Source organism: Amycolatopsis sp. NPDC033938 (genome assembly GCF_055575975.1).
The window spans coordinates 423,499-439,641 of record NZ_JBVIRO010000003.1 but is presented as its reverse complement, the minus strand read 5'-3'; the positions used below and the strand labels follow the sequence as shown (position 1 = coordinate 439,641).

Here is a 16,143-nt window from a genome sequence, read left to right as displayed (position 1 = left end):
CAAACATTTCACGACGTCGGCGACGGTTTTTTCCCGTTTGGCGTGGGCGCGCGCGGCGGCGTTTGGGAAAAATGGGTTTATACCCCTCTTGGCCACTCACGACCCCCGCACAAAACCGCACATGCAGGCATCAATCGGACACCGAGTCCCGAAAAGTGTCTCTTGTGGACAGTCAAGGACGCACCTTGTCTCAGCGGGGAGTATTTGACTGCAACCAAGTAGCGAAGGCCCCTTCCTCGCGCCTGACACAAGGAAGGGGGCCATCATGTACTTCCACTCGCGACCAACCCAGTGCTCCTCCCACACGTCACAGGAGAAAGGACTTACGCCAGAAGTACCGTCCGGGTTTGCCGACCAGTCCCGAATCCAGCAGGAACGGCATGACCTTCTCCCCCGCCCAGCGGATGGTCTCGTGCCAGCGCGGGTTGTTCCATGCCGCTTTGGCACCTTCACGGGGCCGGATCCCGACAGCCGCGAAGAAGTTCGGGTTGACCAGCGCGCGAACCACGAGGAACGAGATCTGCGCGGCCATGGCCTGCTGGTACAGCAATTCCGTTTTGGACAGCCGGGCCATCCCGCGGGTGAGCTCTTCGCGGGCGAAGGTGACGTGCCGGGCTTCTTCGAGCACATGGATCCGGTTGACCATCCGCACGAGGGGCTGGATGTCCGGGTTGTTCATCTGCTCACGGCCGATGCGGTCGAGTACCTCCTCCGCGACCAGGATCGCGGCATAACGCGCGGGCCCGTAGCTGAGGGTGGGCAGGAGTTTCCCGAGCCGGCGCATCCACGGTACGGGGCCGTAGACCGGGCAATCCATCCAGACGGTCAGCCGCGCGAACATGGTCGAGTGGCGGCATTCGTCCGCGATCTCGGTCAGCGCGTATTGGGCGTGCGAGCTGATCGGATCCCCCGTGTAGAGCTCTTTGAGCAGCATCTGCATCACGAGGTTTTCGAACCATAATCCCAAACCCGCGACGTTCGCCATCTCGTGCTTGCTGAGCTCGATGCGTTGCTCGTCCGACAGCGTGTCCCACAGCTTCGTGCCATAGAGCGAAGATCGGTGAGGAAGCATGAAGGACTTCCCCTCGACCAACGGAGCGTTCCAGTCGATGTCGACTTCGGGATCGTAGAACTTTCCGGCGGACGACTTGAGCAGCCGCTCCGCGGTCTTCTCGCGGTTCGTTTCCCTTGTCACAGGGGACATGACATTTTCACTCCACTAGTTCGGCGGATACCAAGCGGGATCGTCACGTCCGACGAAGGCGCACCGGCAGGCTTTGCACCCCGTACATCTGCAGCCCCGGGTGATACGGCAGTTCGTTTTCCGGAACGGCGAGGCTGAGTTCGGGCAGCAGCGGCAGCAGTTCCCGCACCGCCACCTCCGCCTCCAGCTGGGCCAGCTGCGCACCGATGCAGAAGTGGATGCCGAGGCCGAAACCGAGGTGGCCGGCGGTGTCCCTGGCCGGGAGGAATTCGTCCGCCTGCTCGAACTTCGCCGGGTCGCGGTTGGCCGAGAGCAACGAGACCAGCACCGCGTCCCCGCGGCGAACCACCACGTCGCCCATTTCGATGTCCTCGGCGGCGAAGCGGACCAGCGAGGTCAAGGCCGGGCTGTCGAATCGGATGATCTCCCTGATGGTGGCGGGGATCAGCGACGGGTCCTCTCGCAGTTCCCGGACCAGGTCGGGCCTGCGCAGCAGGCTGAACAGGATGTTGCCGATCAGCCGGACGGCGGGCTCGTGTCCGGTGAGAAGCAGCGACGACGCCATCGAGATCAGTTCATGGCCGTCGAGTTTGTCGTCTCCGGTGTCCTTGATCAGGGCGCTCAGGAGATCGTCCTGCGGATCGTCGCGCTTGCGGGCGATGAGCCTGGCGAAGTACTTGGTGATCGAGACGAACAGGTCGTTGTCCGCCTGCCCCGGCACGGTGACGGTGAAGAACGTGTCCGCCCACCCCTGGAAGATGTCCCGGTCGGCTGCGGGTATGCCGAGCAGGTCGCAGATCGTGGCGGTGGTCAGACCGCCGGCGAACTCGGTGACCAGATCGAAGGTTTCGTGCCGCACCATGTTCTCGCGCAGTTCCCGGGCGGCCTTCTCGATGCCCGGCCGCATCGCCTCGACGCGGCGCTTCGTGAACGGCCGGGCCACGAGCTTGCGCAACCGGGTGTGGTTCGGCGGGTCGTTACTCGCCAGATCCTTCGACCAGAGCTGGGACGTTTCCGTGCCGGGCTGCCAGCCCGCCGGCAGGCCGACCGCGGTCGGATCCTTCACCAGCCGAGGATCGGTGAGCGCGGCGGCACCCTCCGCGTGCCGGGTGATCATCCAGATCGGGGCCGCGCCGGGCGGTTCGCACCGGTGCACCGGCCCGCTCTCCCGCAGTTCACCGAGCAGGTCGAACGGATTCGCCGCGAAGTCCGGCGTCCGGAGCTTGCTGTGCAAGGAGGCGTCGACGGGGCACCGTCGCGCTTGGCCGGTGTGGGCGGTCGAAAGGTCATCCACCGAAATTCCTCCGCTAATCCCGCTGGGGAGTCGAAAGAAGCATTTCGACCACGAGGTTCACGGTCGGGTACTTCCACAGTGTGTCGACGCCCAGGACGATCCCGAATTCGTCCTCGAGGTCGACGGCGAGGGCGACCGCGCTCACCGAATCCAAGCCGTACTGGGACAGTGGCGTGTCGGCGTCGATCTCGGCGTCGTCCAGTTTCGCGTACTTGGCGGCCCGGGAGACCAGCCACTCCCGCAGCTGTTCTTCGTCGATCTGCCGCAGACCGTTCTGCTCGATGCTCATTTCCTGTTCTCCTGTGCTCGAGTTCAGCGGGTGTACTGATAGACGGGCCGCAACGAGCCGGCCAGATAGCGTTCGCGCATTTCCACGCGTTTCACTTTCCCGCTGGTGGTCCGCTGTACCCCGCCGGGGCGGAGGAACGACACCCCGGCGACCTGGGCACCGAACTCGCGAGCCACCAGGTGCACGACCTTCTGCGCCAGTTCCGCCAGGTATTCGGCCGACGCTTCGCGGACCTCGTGCGTGATGACGACCCGGTCCGGTTCGTCCTCGGGTCCCGGAAGGCGGAAGGCCGCGGTGATCCCCGGCAGTTCCGGGAATTCCGCCCGCAAGGCGGACTCGATGTCCTGCGGGTAGATCTTCAGCCCCCGCACGACGATGACCTCCTTGATCCGCCCGGTGACGTAAAGCTCGCCGTCGTGGCGGAACCCGAGATCGCCGGTCCGGAGATACGGTCCGTCACCCTGGGCCGTGGTCGCGTGGAACAACTGCCTGGTCTGTTCGTCCTTGCCCCAGTACCCCTTGGCGACGCTGCGTCCGCGCAGCCAGATCTCACCGACCTGGTCCTCGCCGAGAGGCGCCAGGGTGTCCGGATCGACGAGCTCCAGATCGATCTCGTGCGGGAACCCGCAGCTGATGATCTGCTTGCCGGTCTCGGCCGGATCCGCGACCTCGAAGGTCCCGCCGTCGAGCGCGGTCCGGTCCGCGTCGAGGACCCGCAGAGTGGCCGACCGACGGCTCGCCACGATCAGCGTGGCCTCCGCCAGGCCGTACGCCGGGCACATTTCCGCCTTGAACCCGGCGGCGGCGAACTTGTCCGTGAAGCCGCGCATGGTGGACAGGTTAAGCCAGTCGGCGCCGTTGGTCGCCATCTTCCAGGTCGACAGGTCGAGCCGGGAGACCTCCTCGTCGGAGATCCGATCGACACAAAGGCCGAAGGCGAAGTCGGGGGCAGCCGAAACCGTGGCGCGGTACCGGTCGATGGTGCGCAGCCAGGAATAGGGACGCCGGACGAAGGTGCCGGGATCGAGGAGATACGAGGTGCCACCGAACAACAGCGGGCTCAGCAACTGGCCGATCAACCCCATGTCGTGGTAGAGCGGCAGCCAGCAGACCAGGCGGATCTCTTCCGGCGGCAGATCGGTGATCTCGAACAGGATCCGGGAGTTGGTCAGGATGTTGTCGTGGGTCAGTACGACGCCCTTGGCGTCACCCGTGGATCCGGAGGTGTACTGCAAGAACGCGACGGCGTCGGGTCCGCGCTCCCGCGCGGAGAAGTCCGCCGCCGGGGCGGGGTCCACGGTGTCGGTGAACACGGGAACCAGACCGTCGAGCCCCTCCGAGGACACCCAGTCCAGTACGACGCCGCTGTCACCGGAGTGGGCAAGTACCACCGAGACACCGGCGTCCTCCGCGATGGCCGTCAATCGCCGCTTCTGTTGTTTGGAGCGCACGGGCAACGGCGCCGGAACAGCGATCAGTCCACTGTAGAGGCAGCCGAGGAAGGCCGCCGCGAAATGCGGTCCGGACGGATAGGTCAGCAGGATCCGGTCTCCCGGCCCGGCCAGTCGTTCGAGCTGCGCCGCGACGGCACTCGCCTCGTCGTGCAGCCGTCGGTAACTCCAGGACACGGTGGAGTCCGGGTCGTCCGGGTCTCGGACGAAGGCCACGGCCTCCCGCTCACCGTGCTCCCGGACCCGCTCCTGGAAGACCCGCGCCACACCCGGGGCTGTGGTCACATCGGTCACGTCCGCCTCCTTTCCTGGCCGACTCCGTGGCCGGCTGTCGCCCTGCTGAGCACCGGTGGCGCGGCACGGACACCGCTGAACGCGACCACGAGGCTTTCCGGCCCGCGCAGACTCGGGGTCGCCTTGTAGGTGAGCCGATCCGTCAGCAGCTTCGGCTCGACAACCCGGCCGGCGAACGCCTCGAACGCGGCGGCTCCTTCGACCCGGGCGAGCCCGCTGCCGAGGCAGAAATGCGGGCCCGACGCGAACGCGAGGTGCTGCCCGGCTCCCGTCCGGCCGATGTCGAACTCGTCCGGCCCGGCGAAGACGGCGGGATCGCGATTGGCCGCACCCAGCAGGAGGACCAGGAGATCCCCTGCCGCGATCCGCAGTCCACCGATGGTCAGGTCGGCGACGGCCACTCTCGTGGTGATCTGCGCGGGCGAGTCGTAGCGCAGCACCTCGTCCACCACCGCGGGCGCCAGCTCCGGATCCCCGGCGAGACGACGCAACTGCTCCGGATGCTCCAGCAATGCCCGGACGCCGTTTCCGACGAGATCGACCGTCGTCTCGTAGCCGGCGTTGATCAGCAGCACACAGATACCGAGGACTTCGCTTTCACTCAGCCCGCTTCCCTCGTCTCCGGTGTTCAGCAGGGCGTCGAGGACGGGACCGTGCGGCGTCGAACGTGGTTCCGCGAGCAGCTTCTTGAAGTGGACGAGCAGGCGTCCGCCTGCCCGCGCCGCGGCGCCGGTCGCCTCGTGGTCCACCGAGCCCAGCGGAAGCGGGTACAGCCCGCGGGAAAGCGTCCTGGACCAGTCGCCGACCAGTTCGTGGTCCGCGGCGGGAACGCCCAGCTGGGTACAGACCGTCGACAACGCCAGCGGCGAAGCGAAGTCCTTGATGACATCGAAGGGACCGTCCGGGGGAACCGCGTCGAGGAGGTCGTGCACCGTCGCCCTGATCCGCGTCACCAGCGGCGCGAGGGCGCGCCCGGTGAAGGCCTTGGACACCAGACGGCGGAGGCGAGTGTGGTCCGGCGGATCGAGGTCGACGAGCTTCCGGCTCGCCGGGCGGACGTCCTCGTGGAAGAGGCGGGCCCGGCTCCTGTCGCTACTGACGCGTGGGTCACGCAGGATCGCCGAGCAGTGTTCGTGTTTCGCCACCACGACGACGCCGTCCGAGGCCGGATACGGCGAGGATTCCCGCAGGTGGGCGAGAACCGGGTAGGGCTCCCGCTCACGCAGGATCTCCGGTAAGCGGGCGAAGACCTCTCCGAGGTCGGTGGTCATCGGCCGGCCTCGGAGCGGTAGAGCGCGCCCTCCGACCAGATGTAGCGGACCTTTCCCCAGCGGGCGGCCGAGGCGACGTCCGGGAAGAACCCGGATCCGTTGAAGTTCGCGCTGGTGTTGCACAACACCGGTACCCCGGTCCGGCGCCGGTAGGCGGTCAGCAGTGCGTACGTCACCGGGTTATCCGCACCGACGGTCTGCAGCCGGGCGCTGCCGTCGACGTGCACCACGGCCGGGACCCGCGTACGCCATTCCGGACGGACCTGGTGCTCGAACAACATGTACGGATCCCGCGTGCCCGGCGAGAACACCTCGGGCGCCGCGTCCTCCAGGCAGATCGGTGCCACCGGCCGGTAGGACGCGCGCTGCTTGAGCTCGTTCAGCCGGTCCAGCATCCCGGCGTCGATCGCCGGGGCGATGATGCTCCGGTGCCCGAGCGCTCGGGGACCGATCTCGGCCCGGCCGGTCAGCACGATCACCGGTTCGCCTTCGACGGCGAGCAGTTCGGCCAGTTCGTCCAGCGTGCACGGCGTCGACGTCCAGCCCTCCGGCACTTCGGTACCGGGAACGACCTCCGGTCCCGCGAAGGCCGACCAGTGCAGGGCACTTTTCCCGGTGCGGTCGATCATCTCCGCGCAGGCCGCGCCGATGGCCGAACCCGCGTCGTTGGGGAACGGTGGTACCCACACCTCGGAGAACAGGCCGGAGTCGCGGACCCGGGCGTTCCACTTGATGTTCAAGGCACATCCACCGGACAAGGCGATCGGTGTGCCGCGGAACTCTTCGTGCTCGGTCACGAACCGGCGGAGCGCTTCGACCAGCAGTCCCCCGAGGTACTCCTGCATCGACGCCATCAGGGTGGCGTCGGAAAGCTTCTTCGGCGCCAGGTCGCGCAGGACGGAGCGGCTCCACAGGTACATGGGCACGACGTCGGTGGGCCGGTGCCTGCTCGAAGCGGCGGCCATGGCGGCCAGCGCGTCGTCGTCCGGGCTTCCCAAGGCCGCGTAGGCCATCGCTTTGCCGGAGACCGGCAGGATCACCGTCTCCAGTTTCCGGGCATCGGTGTCGAGGGCGCCGTCCCCGGTACGGAAGGGTTCGAGGTGGGTGGCGAAAATGGGGTACAGACCACCCAGGACGTCCAACAGCCAGCGCAGCGGCCGCAAGGACCGGCGGACCGGGTCGTAGTGATACAGACAGGGCGCCATGCCGCCGTCCCACACCACGATGAGCGCGGATTCACCCCGCAGGGCGAACGGACTGCTGCAGTAGCCCGCGAGCGCGTGGCCGGTCGCGTGGCTGAAACTGCGGAACTTCACCAGGCCGTCGCCGAACAGTTCGGCCGTTTCGTACGGACGGCTGAGCGGGTCGATGCCGGTGCCGGGCAAGTCGCGATAGGGGGCGACCGGTACGGGACGCCGTGCGCCCGCGTCGTCGATCACGTGGACCTGGTGGGTGTCCTCACCCGCTGTTCGTCCCCAGCCGTCCACCGCGATCGACGTCAGCTCTTCCGGGCGCAGCCCCTGCCCGTCGAGTACGGCGACGAGGTCACGCCACGTGTTCAGCGCCGAGTACCGGTCCCGGTTCTCCAGTTTCTCGGCCTCGATCGAGAAGAGCAGCCGATCGTCTTCGATCGCGGCCAGGGAGCCGTCGTGGGTGAGCTTCAATCCGCAGAAGATCTCGCTCATGGTGGTGCCCCTTACCCGGAGTCGATTTCCCGATTCGCGGAAATCAGCTGATCAGAAGAATTCGGCACCATCTTCAGTACGCGGGATCGAAAATGTCCAACACGGCCGGACCGGCCAGGACTTCCCGCATAGGATCGTTGCCTCTTCGGACATTTTCCGGCGGCGACCGCCCGACCCCGGTGTACGCGGCGCAAGCCGAGAGGGAATCAGGGCAACCCGGGCCGATATCCGGGCAGATTCCACCACTCCGGGTGCCGTCCGCGAGATCGTCGGCCAGTCGAGCACCATTCACGGGATTCGTCCCGAAGCGGAGGAACCCGAAGCCATGCGGAACACCAGGTCGATTTCGCGTCGGCACGGACTCGGGCGAAGTCTGTACACCTGTGTGGTGCCGATGGCCGTCGTTCTGCTCGCCTCCGGCTGCACCACGGTCCCCTCCGCCTCGGAAGCCCCCGTCGTGCCGGTGGACGGTTTCGTGCGGGTCGACCAGGTCGGTTACGTCACCACCGAGACGAAACACGCCTACCTCATGAACACGGGCGTCGCGGCGCCCTTCCGGGTGGTCGACGCGTCCGGCCACACGGTCCTCGACGGCACAGCCGGCGCGTCGGCAGGCTCCTGGAACAGCACCTTCCCCAGCGTGCGACCACTCGACATCTCGGAGGTACGCACGCCGGGCGACTACCGGATCCTGGCCGACGGCGCGGAGCCGTCCCCGGTGTTCCGGATCGACTCGGCGGCCGCACTCTTCTCACCACAGGTCTCGGCGAACGTCCGCTTCTTCCAAGCCCAGCGCGACGGGTCCGAGGTCGTGAAGTCCATAATGGACCGCAAGCCCGCGCATCTGAACGACGCGCGGGCGACGGTGTACGAAATCCCCCGGTACGACGAAGAGGGCACCGAACTGCAGGACGAGCGGCTCGTCCGGACCGGCGGACCGGTCGACGTCGCCGGCGGCTGGTTCGACGCGGGTGACTTCCTCAAGTTCACCCACACCACCGCTTACACCGTCGCGTCCCTCCTGCTGGCGCAACGGGATTCGCGCGCGGGTGGGGCCGAACTGGCCGCCGAGGCCCGGCATGGGCTGCTTTGGCTGGACAAGATGTGGGACGCGGAGTCCGGAACCCTGCTCGCCCAGGTCGGGATCGGCGCCGGTAACGAGAACGTCCGCAGCGATCACGACGTCTGGCGGCTGCCCGAAGCCGACGAAGCACCGGGCGCGGATCCGGCGCTGGCGTCGCGGCCGGTGTTCCGTGCCGCCGGACCGGGCCTTCCGATCAGCCCCAACCTCGCCGGAAAGGTCGCCGCCGCCTTCGCACTCGCGGCGCAGACGAGCACCGGCGCGGAGGCCCGCCACGCGTTGGACGAGGCCGCCCGTGTCTACGCCCTCGCCGACCGGGAGCCGGACGCCCTCACCACCGCGTACCCACCGAACTTCTATCCGGAGGCGTCCTGGCAGGACGACATGGAATTCGCCGCGACCGAGCTGGCACTGGCGGGCAAGGCACTCGGCGACCCCCGGACCGGGCAGTGGGCTCAGGACGCGGGGCGGTGGGCCGTGGCCTACCTCGGCTCGGAGTACCTCGGAACCTTGGGAGTCGGTGATGTCAGTGCCCTCGCGCACGCGGACCTGGCGGGGCTCATCGAGTCCGGGACCCCGGCCGGCGACCTCACCCGCGACCGGCTGATCGGAGACCTCGTCCGTCAACTCGAAGACGGACTGGCACGAGCGGGCAAGGATCCGTTCGGCGCTGGCGCCGACCAGCTCGAATTCGATTCCGTGCCGCATACCTTCGGCCTCGCGACGACCGCGCTGCTGCACCGCCGTGTCACCGGTCAGGACACCTACGCGGCTTTCGGGACACGACAACGGAACTGGGCACTCGGCGCGAACGCGTGGGGCATGTCGTTCGTGATCGGCTCCGGCGCCGTATCCCCACGGTGTCCGGAGCACCAGGCCGCTAACCTCACCGGCAAGCAGCTCGTCGGCGCCGTGGTCAACGGCCCGAACAAGGCGGAGTCGTTCGCCGAACTCAACCGGTTCCCGACCATGCGCCCTTGCGTGGTCGGCGGGTTCGAACGCTTCGACGGCCGGGGAACGCGATTCGTCGACGACGTGGGCGCGTGGCAGAGCGTCGAGCCCGCCATCGACTTCACCGCCACCGCCCTGCTCACCTTCGCCCTCGCGAGCCGCTGAACGCCCGTGCCGTGGACCGTGGGATCCGGATTCGTTCGACCTCTCCCCCGTTGCTCTACGTCGTCGAGCTGGGGACCGCCTGGGTGAGATTGTCGTTGTAACCGTCGCCGTCGGAGTTGGTGCCCTCCCCGGAATAGTTCCGCTGGTCGTTTTCGGTCTTCTGGTCGAAGGTCGTGATCTTGCCGGAGATCTCCCCTTCGAGCGCGGCGAGAAGGTTCTTGATCGCCGCGGCGTTGTCGCCGTCGGTCTTCTCGAACTTGTCCGCGATGGCCTTCAATTTCGCGCTCATGGTTTCGAAGGTGAGCGTGAGATGGTCGGCATGCGCGACGACGGCGTTGCGCCGGTCATCGACGACCCTCTCGACCCACTGGGCCAGCGGGAACTTCCCCGCGTTCGGCCAATGGTGCTTCAGCGACTCGAAGGCCGTCTTGTGCTCGTCCATGATCTTGGCGATGTTGTCGGCCACCCCTCGGATGGCGTTGGCATCGATTTTCGTCGCCACGGGAACTCCTTAGCTGATGGTTCGCTGGGAAAGCCTGGTGGATCCTCCGGCCGGGCCCGGGCGGTCATGGGCGAACCGCCCTCCTCGTCAGCGCTTTCGGCCGTGGTCGCCGTCGACGGTAACGCGGGTTCGCCCGCTTCTCCGGGACCGCGGCCCCCTCGCGGACGAGGCGGAGGAGTTTCCTTCACCAAAGACATTCAAGGTGAAGTGGTGTAAGGCAAACGTGGCGTAATCGGCTCGCTGCCGTGAAGGTCCCCTTACCTACCTTCAAGGCAGGGGCCCGGCAAAGTCGCGATCTTGCAGTTCAGTCGACTATTCCTGCACTGCGGCGGGGCCGCATGCACCGGTGGCGGAGCTTGAGTGTCCACAAGAACCTCATCGAGCGATTGAGCGCCCGATTGATATCGCTATGTACGGTTCTGCGTGGGGTCGTGAGTGGCAATGAGGGTTCTAACCCTATTCGCCACTCACGACCCCCTCGCGAAACCGCGCAACTTGCCCAAACCGGGCACATGTGTCCCGCAAAGTGTCCCTTATGGACAGTCAAAAGCCGGGTGAGGCCCCTTGCGCGAGCCCACTTCCTCCGGGGCCACACGACACGTTCGCCTTGTCCCGCTCTAGCGGCGGAGTCGACCAGCAGTTATACGACGTTGCCGGGCCCCTGCCCTCAAGGTAGGGAAGGGGGGCCTTCACTACCTTCGGGTCGTGAGTGACAAAGAGCGTTAGAACGACCCCTCTCTTAGGTGCTTACTCGTGACCTGCGGCCTGGCTCGTGGGGGGAAAGGTGTGAAGGTCGAGTTTCCCCGGCTGAGCCGAGGGAAGGAGGCCTTCACGCGCTGCCGTTACGACTCGTTGCGCTGGAGTCCTTCACGGCCCGGCCGCGACCCAGGTGGGTCCGCGATTCCGGGGATCCGGCCCAACCGTGCCGTCCTCCTCCGGGGTGGCCGCACGCCGCCCGAACGGCCCGCGAATCGCCGCAACGACGACCGGATGAGTTCGTCCCGGGCCTGGGAACCGGCCTTCCCACCGTCCGCACCGACTTCCGATGCCATCAGTTCGCGCATCAGAATTCGTCCTCGCTCCTGTTCCCGGGGCTCGATGACTTCGAGCACTTTGAAGGCCGTGCCCGGCAGGAAGACCACCCGATTCGGAAGGCCCTCCTCCTTCGGTTCGATCAACGCGGTGAGCCGCCCGGTCCCCGACCAGACGACCAGATCCGTGGAACCCTCTTCCGCGTCATCGGGCACGGTGAGCAGGTTGAGAAAGCCCCATTCCCGCAATACCATGTCGTCGCGGAGCAACTCCCACGAACCCGGCGCCGGGTCGACGACCGTCGCCGCGACATTGCGATGCACCGGAAGCTTCTGCAGACCCGCCGCCACACAACGGCCGAAGTCCACGTGCGGCCCTTCCGCGCCCGCGCGCAGACCCGCGTCGAGATCGGGATCGTCACCGGCCAGATACAACCCGGCCGCGACCGCTTCGGTCAGCCCACTGTCCGACATCGGGCGATTCGGCGAGAAGCGACGCCAGGTCTCCGCGATCTGCGCCGACAGCAGATCGAAGGCACTCTCCCGCCCCGACCGCACCGACTCCCGATCGGCGACGAATCCCGGATCCAGGGGCCAGACACGCGATTCGGGTCGTGGCGACGGCTGGACCGCCGCTCGCTCGGGTTCAGGCTCCGGTAGCGCGGGTTCCTCCTCTCCTTTGCTCAGTTCCACGGGGAGATAAGGAACTTCCGTCTCCGCCTCGGGTCGCGGGGCCTTCGACTCTTCGAGATGCCGTCGCAGGAGCCGCGAAAGCCGGGGCAGCGGCGTCAGCGGCGTGGTGAGATCGGCGGCGAACGGCAGTTCGGTTTGCCGCGGTCCCGGTGCCGACGGGACCGGGAACGGCTTCGCGCCGGCACGGACCGGACCGTCCAGCCGATCGAGCAGCTTCGCGACGAGCGCGTCGTGCCCGTCCATCGCGGGATCGAAGAAAACCAGGAAGGCTCCGCTGTCGTACGGCATCATCCTGATCTCGGCCGCCCGCTCCGGCTCACGAGTGGTGCGGAGCCACAACCCCGCCTGGACGACCTCGACGACCGAATCCTCTTCGTACCGGTACACGCCGGGGCCGACCTCGATCAATCCTTTGAAAGGCAGGCGGCCTTGGCGGATCTGCGGAGCGGCGGCCTTGGCCGAACCGCGCCGTGGCGAGAAGGTGATCTGTTCGGCGAAGGTACGGAAGCTGTGCGAACCGTCCTCGCGCAGGGTGAAGAATTCGGGCGACGCGGGTGAACCCACCGGGAGACCGCCGTACAGCACGATCTCCTCGCCGACGGCGTCCGCCAGTGCCTGTCCGAGTGTCGTATCCGAGGGCAGCGGAACGTTCCCGAAGCTCAGGAAGCGAGTCCGGGCGCGGGTCTCCGGCGGTACCGAGGCCCACCACTGGACGACGTCGTCCAGTGCGAGCGGCGGCAGACCGTGGCCGCCGAGCACGGCCGTGAATTCCCGGGGACGCACGCTGAGCCATCGGGTCAGCCTCGCGCGGTCGGCGTCCAGCCACCGCTGAGGACCATCGGAACGCAGCCAGACGCCGGCGGGCAGCGGTTCGACCACCAGGGCCCGCCCCGCCCGCTGGGGGTCGGTGGTGACCGGGCCGTCCCACTCCGGGGAGGGGTACCTCCTGCCCAGCCGGACCGGTTCCCTGTCCGGTCCGCAGCCGACCCACCCGTTGGCTTCGAAGGGCGGCAGGAAGCACAGGCCGGAGACGCTCGCGAGCACCACCCCGTCGGGGTAGATCACCGTCCGGTCGATTCGGTCCGCGAGTTTCTGCGCCGTGGCGAGGGTGATGGCCCCGGTTTCGGTGGAAGGGATCAGGCGGAGAGGCCGCCCTTCTTCGCCGAGAACCGTCCCGACGGCGTTCGCGATCGAGTGGGCGTCGGCACCGGGGCGGTCCACGACGACGACGGCGTGCTCCGGATCGGCCGGCATCGACGAAGCCAGTTCCCGGGCCTGCGCCGTGATCCCCTCCGGACCGTGTACGACGAGCGAGGCGCCGATGCGCACGCAGGCGACTCGCGACTTGCGACGGCCGAGACGTGGCATTTTGAGGACCGGCATCGGGTTCACCTTTCGAGGTCAAGACTCGGGAAAGTCATCGCGGTCTTCGGTGAAGAACCGGGTGATCGACGCCGGTTCGATCTCGCCGCGAAGAAAGGACAGGGTGACGACCAGCGGGTACTCGGTGTCGTAGAACACCGCGTCACCCGAAGGGCGCCGCAGCGTCAAATCGGCCCGATGCGAGTGCGAGGTGTGGCCCTCCGTCCGCCCGGAGCCGCCCCAGACTCGACGTCGCCAGGCCGTACCTGGTGCGGCAGCCCGCTTTGGCGAACAACCTCGTCAGGTGCTTCTCGACCGTTTTCTCGCTGATCCGGACGGCGCGGGCGATCTGCCGGTTGGTCCGTCCGTCGCGCACCAGGTCGAGGATGCCGATCTCGGTCTCCGACAACGGTTCGCGACCGCCTGAACGGCCCGTCGCCTCGCCGCCGTTCTCCATCCGGACGTCGGCGGGAAACCGGCCGAGTCCGACCAGGACCCGTTCCGTGGGGGAAGTCCCCGTCTCGTCGCCGTTCACCAGGGCGCGCACCAGGGCGGGCATCTCGGAGGAATGCACGGCACCCTTGCGGGCGAACCACTTTTCCGCGGCCTCGACCACCTCGTCGTGCCGGACGGCCTCACCGGCGCGCCGGGCGGATCGGGCCAGCCGGAGGAACAGCCGCGCGGCACCGACCTCGTCGGCCGAATCGAAATGTGTCCACAGGGCACGCCAACCGGACTCGAAAGCCTCGCCGTCGTCTTCGCTCCCCTGGCGGGCACCCATTTCCACCCAGGCCCGCAGCAAGGGAAGCCTGCCGTCCGCGGGAACCCTGGCGAGCCAGCCCGCCGCGTGCCGTGCTCCGTCCATCCTGCCGCACACCTCCGCCGCGAGCAGCCGGGTGTGCTCCCGGACCAGCTCGTCCACCGAACCGTGCGCTTCGAGCTCGTTGACCGCCTCCAGCGCCTCCGCCCAGCGTCCTTCCGCGTGCGCGGTCCGCATCCGGTGGTGTGCGGCCACCGGCCCGGAGGGAGGGGTCCGGTAGTCACGGCCGAGCACCGTCCGGAACACGGGCACGAGATCGCGGATGGCGCAGGCCTCGGCGAGTTCGTCATCGGGCAGCTTGCGGCGCCGGCTCGGCGAGGGCGCCGCGAAGCTGACCTGACGCCAGACCGGCAGCAGGGACAGCTCCACGTCCTCCGGCACGATCCGCCGACCGGCGAACCAGCGGTCGGCGAATTCCAGCGTCGATTCCTCACCCACCAGCCTGTCCCGCACACTTTCCGGCACCGGACGCCCGAGGTGCACGGCGGACAGGACCGCCGCGACGGCGAGTTCGGCGCGCTCGCCGGCTCCCGGCGCCTCGGTCAGCGCCTCCTGGACGAAGGTTTCCAGCGCCGGGTAATCGGCGGTGCGAACCAGATGACGGAAGAGTTCGGTCTGTCGTCCGGCCCGGTCGGCCGTCCGGCCGGTGTGCCGCCAGATCGCGTGGAGATGCGCGGTGCGCTCGGGGGAATCGGCGGCGAGCGCGCATTCCGCGGCCCGCAGCAGGCCCACGTAGTCCGTACAAGGCGGCATCGCGCTTCCCGCCGCGGCGATATGCCCGGCGAGCGGTTCCCGATGCGGCCCGGTCACCCTGCCGCTGTCCAGCATGCCCTCGGCGATGGCACGGTGCGGCCGTCGGGCATCGAGTCCACTGTGGACCATCGCTGCGCCGATTCCCGGCACCCGGCAACGGATCCGCCCGTCCGGATCGCGGTCCAGCAGCCCCGCTTCGATGAGAGCGTCAGCCGCCCGGCCCGCGGTCTTGCCCGTCCGGTCGCCGTCCTCGAGATAGGGGATCTCCTCCAGTGCCAGTCCGGTCGAACCGGCCGCGATCAGCACCAGCCGCTCACCGATCGGCCCAAGTCCTTCGATCACTTCGGAGAAGGGGTGGCCGTCCGGCACGGCGATGGGGGCTTGCGCGTCACGCAGATGGGCGAGACCGTCGACGATCTGGAGCCTTTCCCCGCGACGCAGTTCGGTCACCGTCGAAAGCAGTGCCGCCGGATGGCCCCACAGCGGTCCGAGTGCCCGCCGGACCGCCTGTTCCACGGTCGGCGTGATCCGCGTACCCACCGCGCGCCGCAGCAGAGCCGTGGCTTCTTCCGGAGGCAGCGGGCCGAGTTCGATCGTCCGGCCCTGCGTTCCGCGGAACGGGTCCGGCCTGCCGGGCAGCGGCGTGCGGCACGACGCGATCACCGTATGACCGGCGCGGTGCATCGGAGCCACGGCGAGGACGGGATCCGGGAGCCGGTCGGCGTCGTCGAGCAGGACCGTCACCGGGGCGGCGGTCTCGAGCCTGGTGAACAAGGTGCTCATCGCGTGCAGGAGGCAGAAGCGCGACCACGGATCGGCATAGGCCTCCTCCGTGCACGAACCGCTCACCCGTTCCAGGGATTCCGGCAGCCGGGAGTCGGTTTCGAACTGCTCGTACTGCTCACGGATCGCCGCGAGCACCGATCGGAAGCCGAACAGGTCCCACTCGGGTCGCTCGACGCGCAAGGACACGCTGAGCACCGGCGCCCCGTTCTCGGCCAGTGTCCGGCGCACCTCGTCCAGCAAGGCCGACTTGCCGCTGCCCGGCAGACCGGACACCACGGTCGGGCCGGCGGTACGACGAACCGCCACGAGGGTCGCGAGTTCCGCCTTCCGTCCTACCGGTCCGCCACGTCGTCGCGCCATTTCGCAGTCCTTCCGGCCTCGGCTTTCCTGGAATACCGGCGATTTCAGCAAGGGCGACTCAATGAATTCTTTATCCGGCCGCCCCCGGGTATCTTCGGGCAGAGGTGCTGGACAAGCGCGCCGCCCGAGCGGGCATCCTGCTCCGGGCGTG

Annotated in this window: 10 protein-coding genes; 1 reads left to right on the top strand and 9 read right to left on the bottom strand. The window is 68.0% G+C overall.

The window, feature by feature from the left end; translation table 11 throughout:
- Window positions 1-307: 307 nt before the first annotated feature.
- From ACZ5ZX_RS11960 to ACZ5ZX_RS11935, 6 genes are read right to left on the bottom strand one after another with little or no spacing between them, the layout of a single operon-like run.
- The gene (locus tag ACZ5ZX_RS11960) at window positions 308-1,204 is read right to left on the bottom strand and encodes an AurF N-oxygenase family protein (protein ID WP_465501993.1); all 897 of its coding nucleotides are present in this window, start codon (window positions 1,202-1,204) and stop codon (window positions 308-310) included.
- Between the two features lie 43 nt (window positions 1,205-1,247).
- Window positions 1,248-2,498, bottom strand: coding sequence for a cytochrome P450 family protein (locus tag ACZ5ZX_RS11955; RefSeq protein WP_465501992.1), 1,251 nt, complete (start codon window positions 2,496-2,498; stop codon window positions 1,248-1,250).
- A gap of 13 nt (window positions 2,499-2,511) precedes the next feature.
- Window positions 2,512-2,787, bottom strand: a complete 276-nt coding sequence (locus ACZ5ZX_RS11950; RefSeq protein ID WP_465501991.1) for an acyl carrier protein — start codon at window positions 2,785-2,787, stop codon at window positions 2,512-2,514.
- 23 nt (window positions 2,788-2,810) lie between these two features.
- Entirely contained in the window at window positions 2,811-4,532 is a 1,722-nt protein-coding gene (locus ACZ5ZX_RS11945) for a fatty acyl-AMP ligase (protein WP_465501990.1), read from the bottom strand.
- Complete coding sequence (locus ACZ5ZX_RS11940; RefSeq protein ID WP_465501989.1) at window positions 4,529-5,803, bottom strand: cytochrome P450; 1,275 nt, start codon at window positions 5,801-5,803, stop codon at window positions 4,529-4,531. Before ACZ5ZX_RS11940 ends, ACZ5ZX_RS11945 begins: the two co-directional genes overlap by 4 nt.
- Window positions 5,800-7,488 carry a carbamoyltransferase N-terminal domain-containing protein gene (locus ACZ5ZX_RS11935; protein WP_465501988.1) on the bottom strand — a complete coding sequence of 563 codons (1,689 nt, stop codon included), beginning with the start codon at window positions 7,486-7,488 and terminating at the stop codon, window positions 5,800-5,802. The genes ACZ5ZX_RS11940 and ACZ5ZX_RS11935 overlap by 4 nt, the downstream gene beginning before the upstream one ends.
- Window positions 7,489-7,813: 325 nt before the next feature.
- On the opposite strand from ACZ5ZX_RS11935, the gene ACZ5ZX_RS11930 reads away from it, so the two are divergent.
- Window positions 7,814-9,685, top strand: coding sequence for a glycoside hydrolase family 9 protein (locus tag ACZ5ZX_RS11930; RefSeq protein WP_465501987.1), 1,872 nt, complete (start codon window positions 7,814-7,816; stop codon window positions 9,683-9,685).
- 55 nt (window positions 9,686-9,740) lie between these two features.
- Here ACZ5ZX_RS11930 and ACZ5ZX_RS11925 read toward each other — a convergent pair whose 3' ends face one another.
- From ACZ5ZX_RS11925 to ACZ5ZX_RS11915, 3 genes are all read right to left on the bottom strand, one after another.
- Window positions 9,741-10,187: a hypothetical protein gene (locus ACZ5ZX_RS11925; protein ID WP_465501986.1), complete on the bottom strand. Its 447-nt coding sequence runs from the start codon at window positions 10,185-10,187 to the stop codon at window positions 9,741-9,743.
- 842 nt (window positions 10,188-11,029) lie between these two features.
- Entirely contained in the window at window positions 11,030-13,294 is a 2,265-nt protein-coding gene (locus ACZ5ZX_RS11920) for a hypothetical protein (protein WP_465501985.1), read from the bottom strand.
- 142 nt (window positions 13,295-13,436) lie between these two features.
- On the bottom strand, window positions 13,437-15,992 hold the full coding sequence (locus tag ACZ5ZX_RS11915) for a helix-turn-helix transcriptional regulator (RefSeq protein WP_465501984.1): 2,556 nt from the start codon (window positions 15,990-15,992) through the stop codon (window positions 13,437-13,439).
- Window positions 15,993-16,143: the final 151 nt, after the last annotated feature.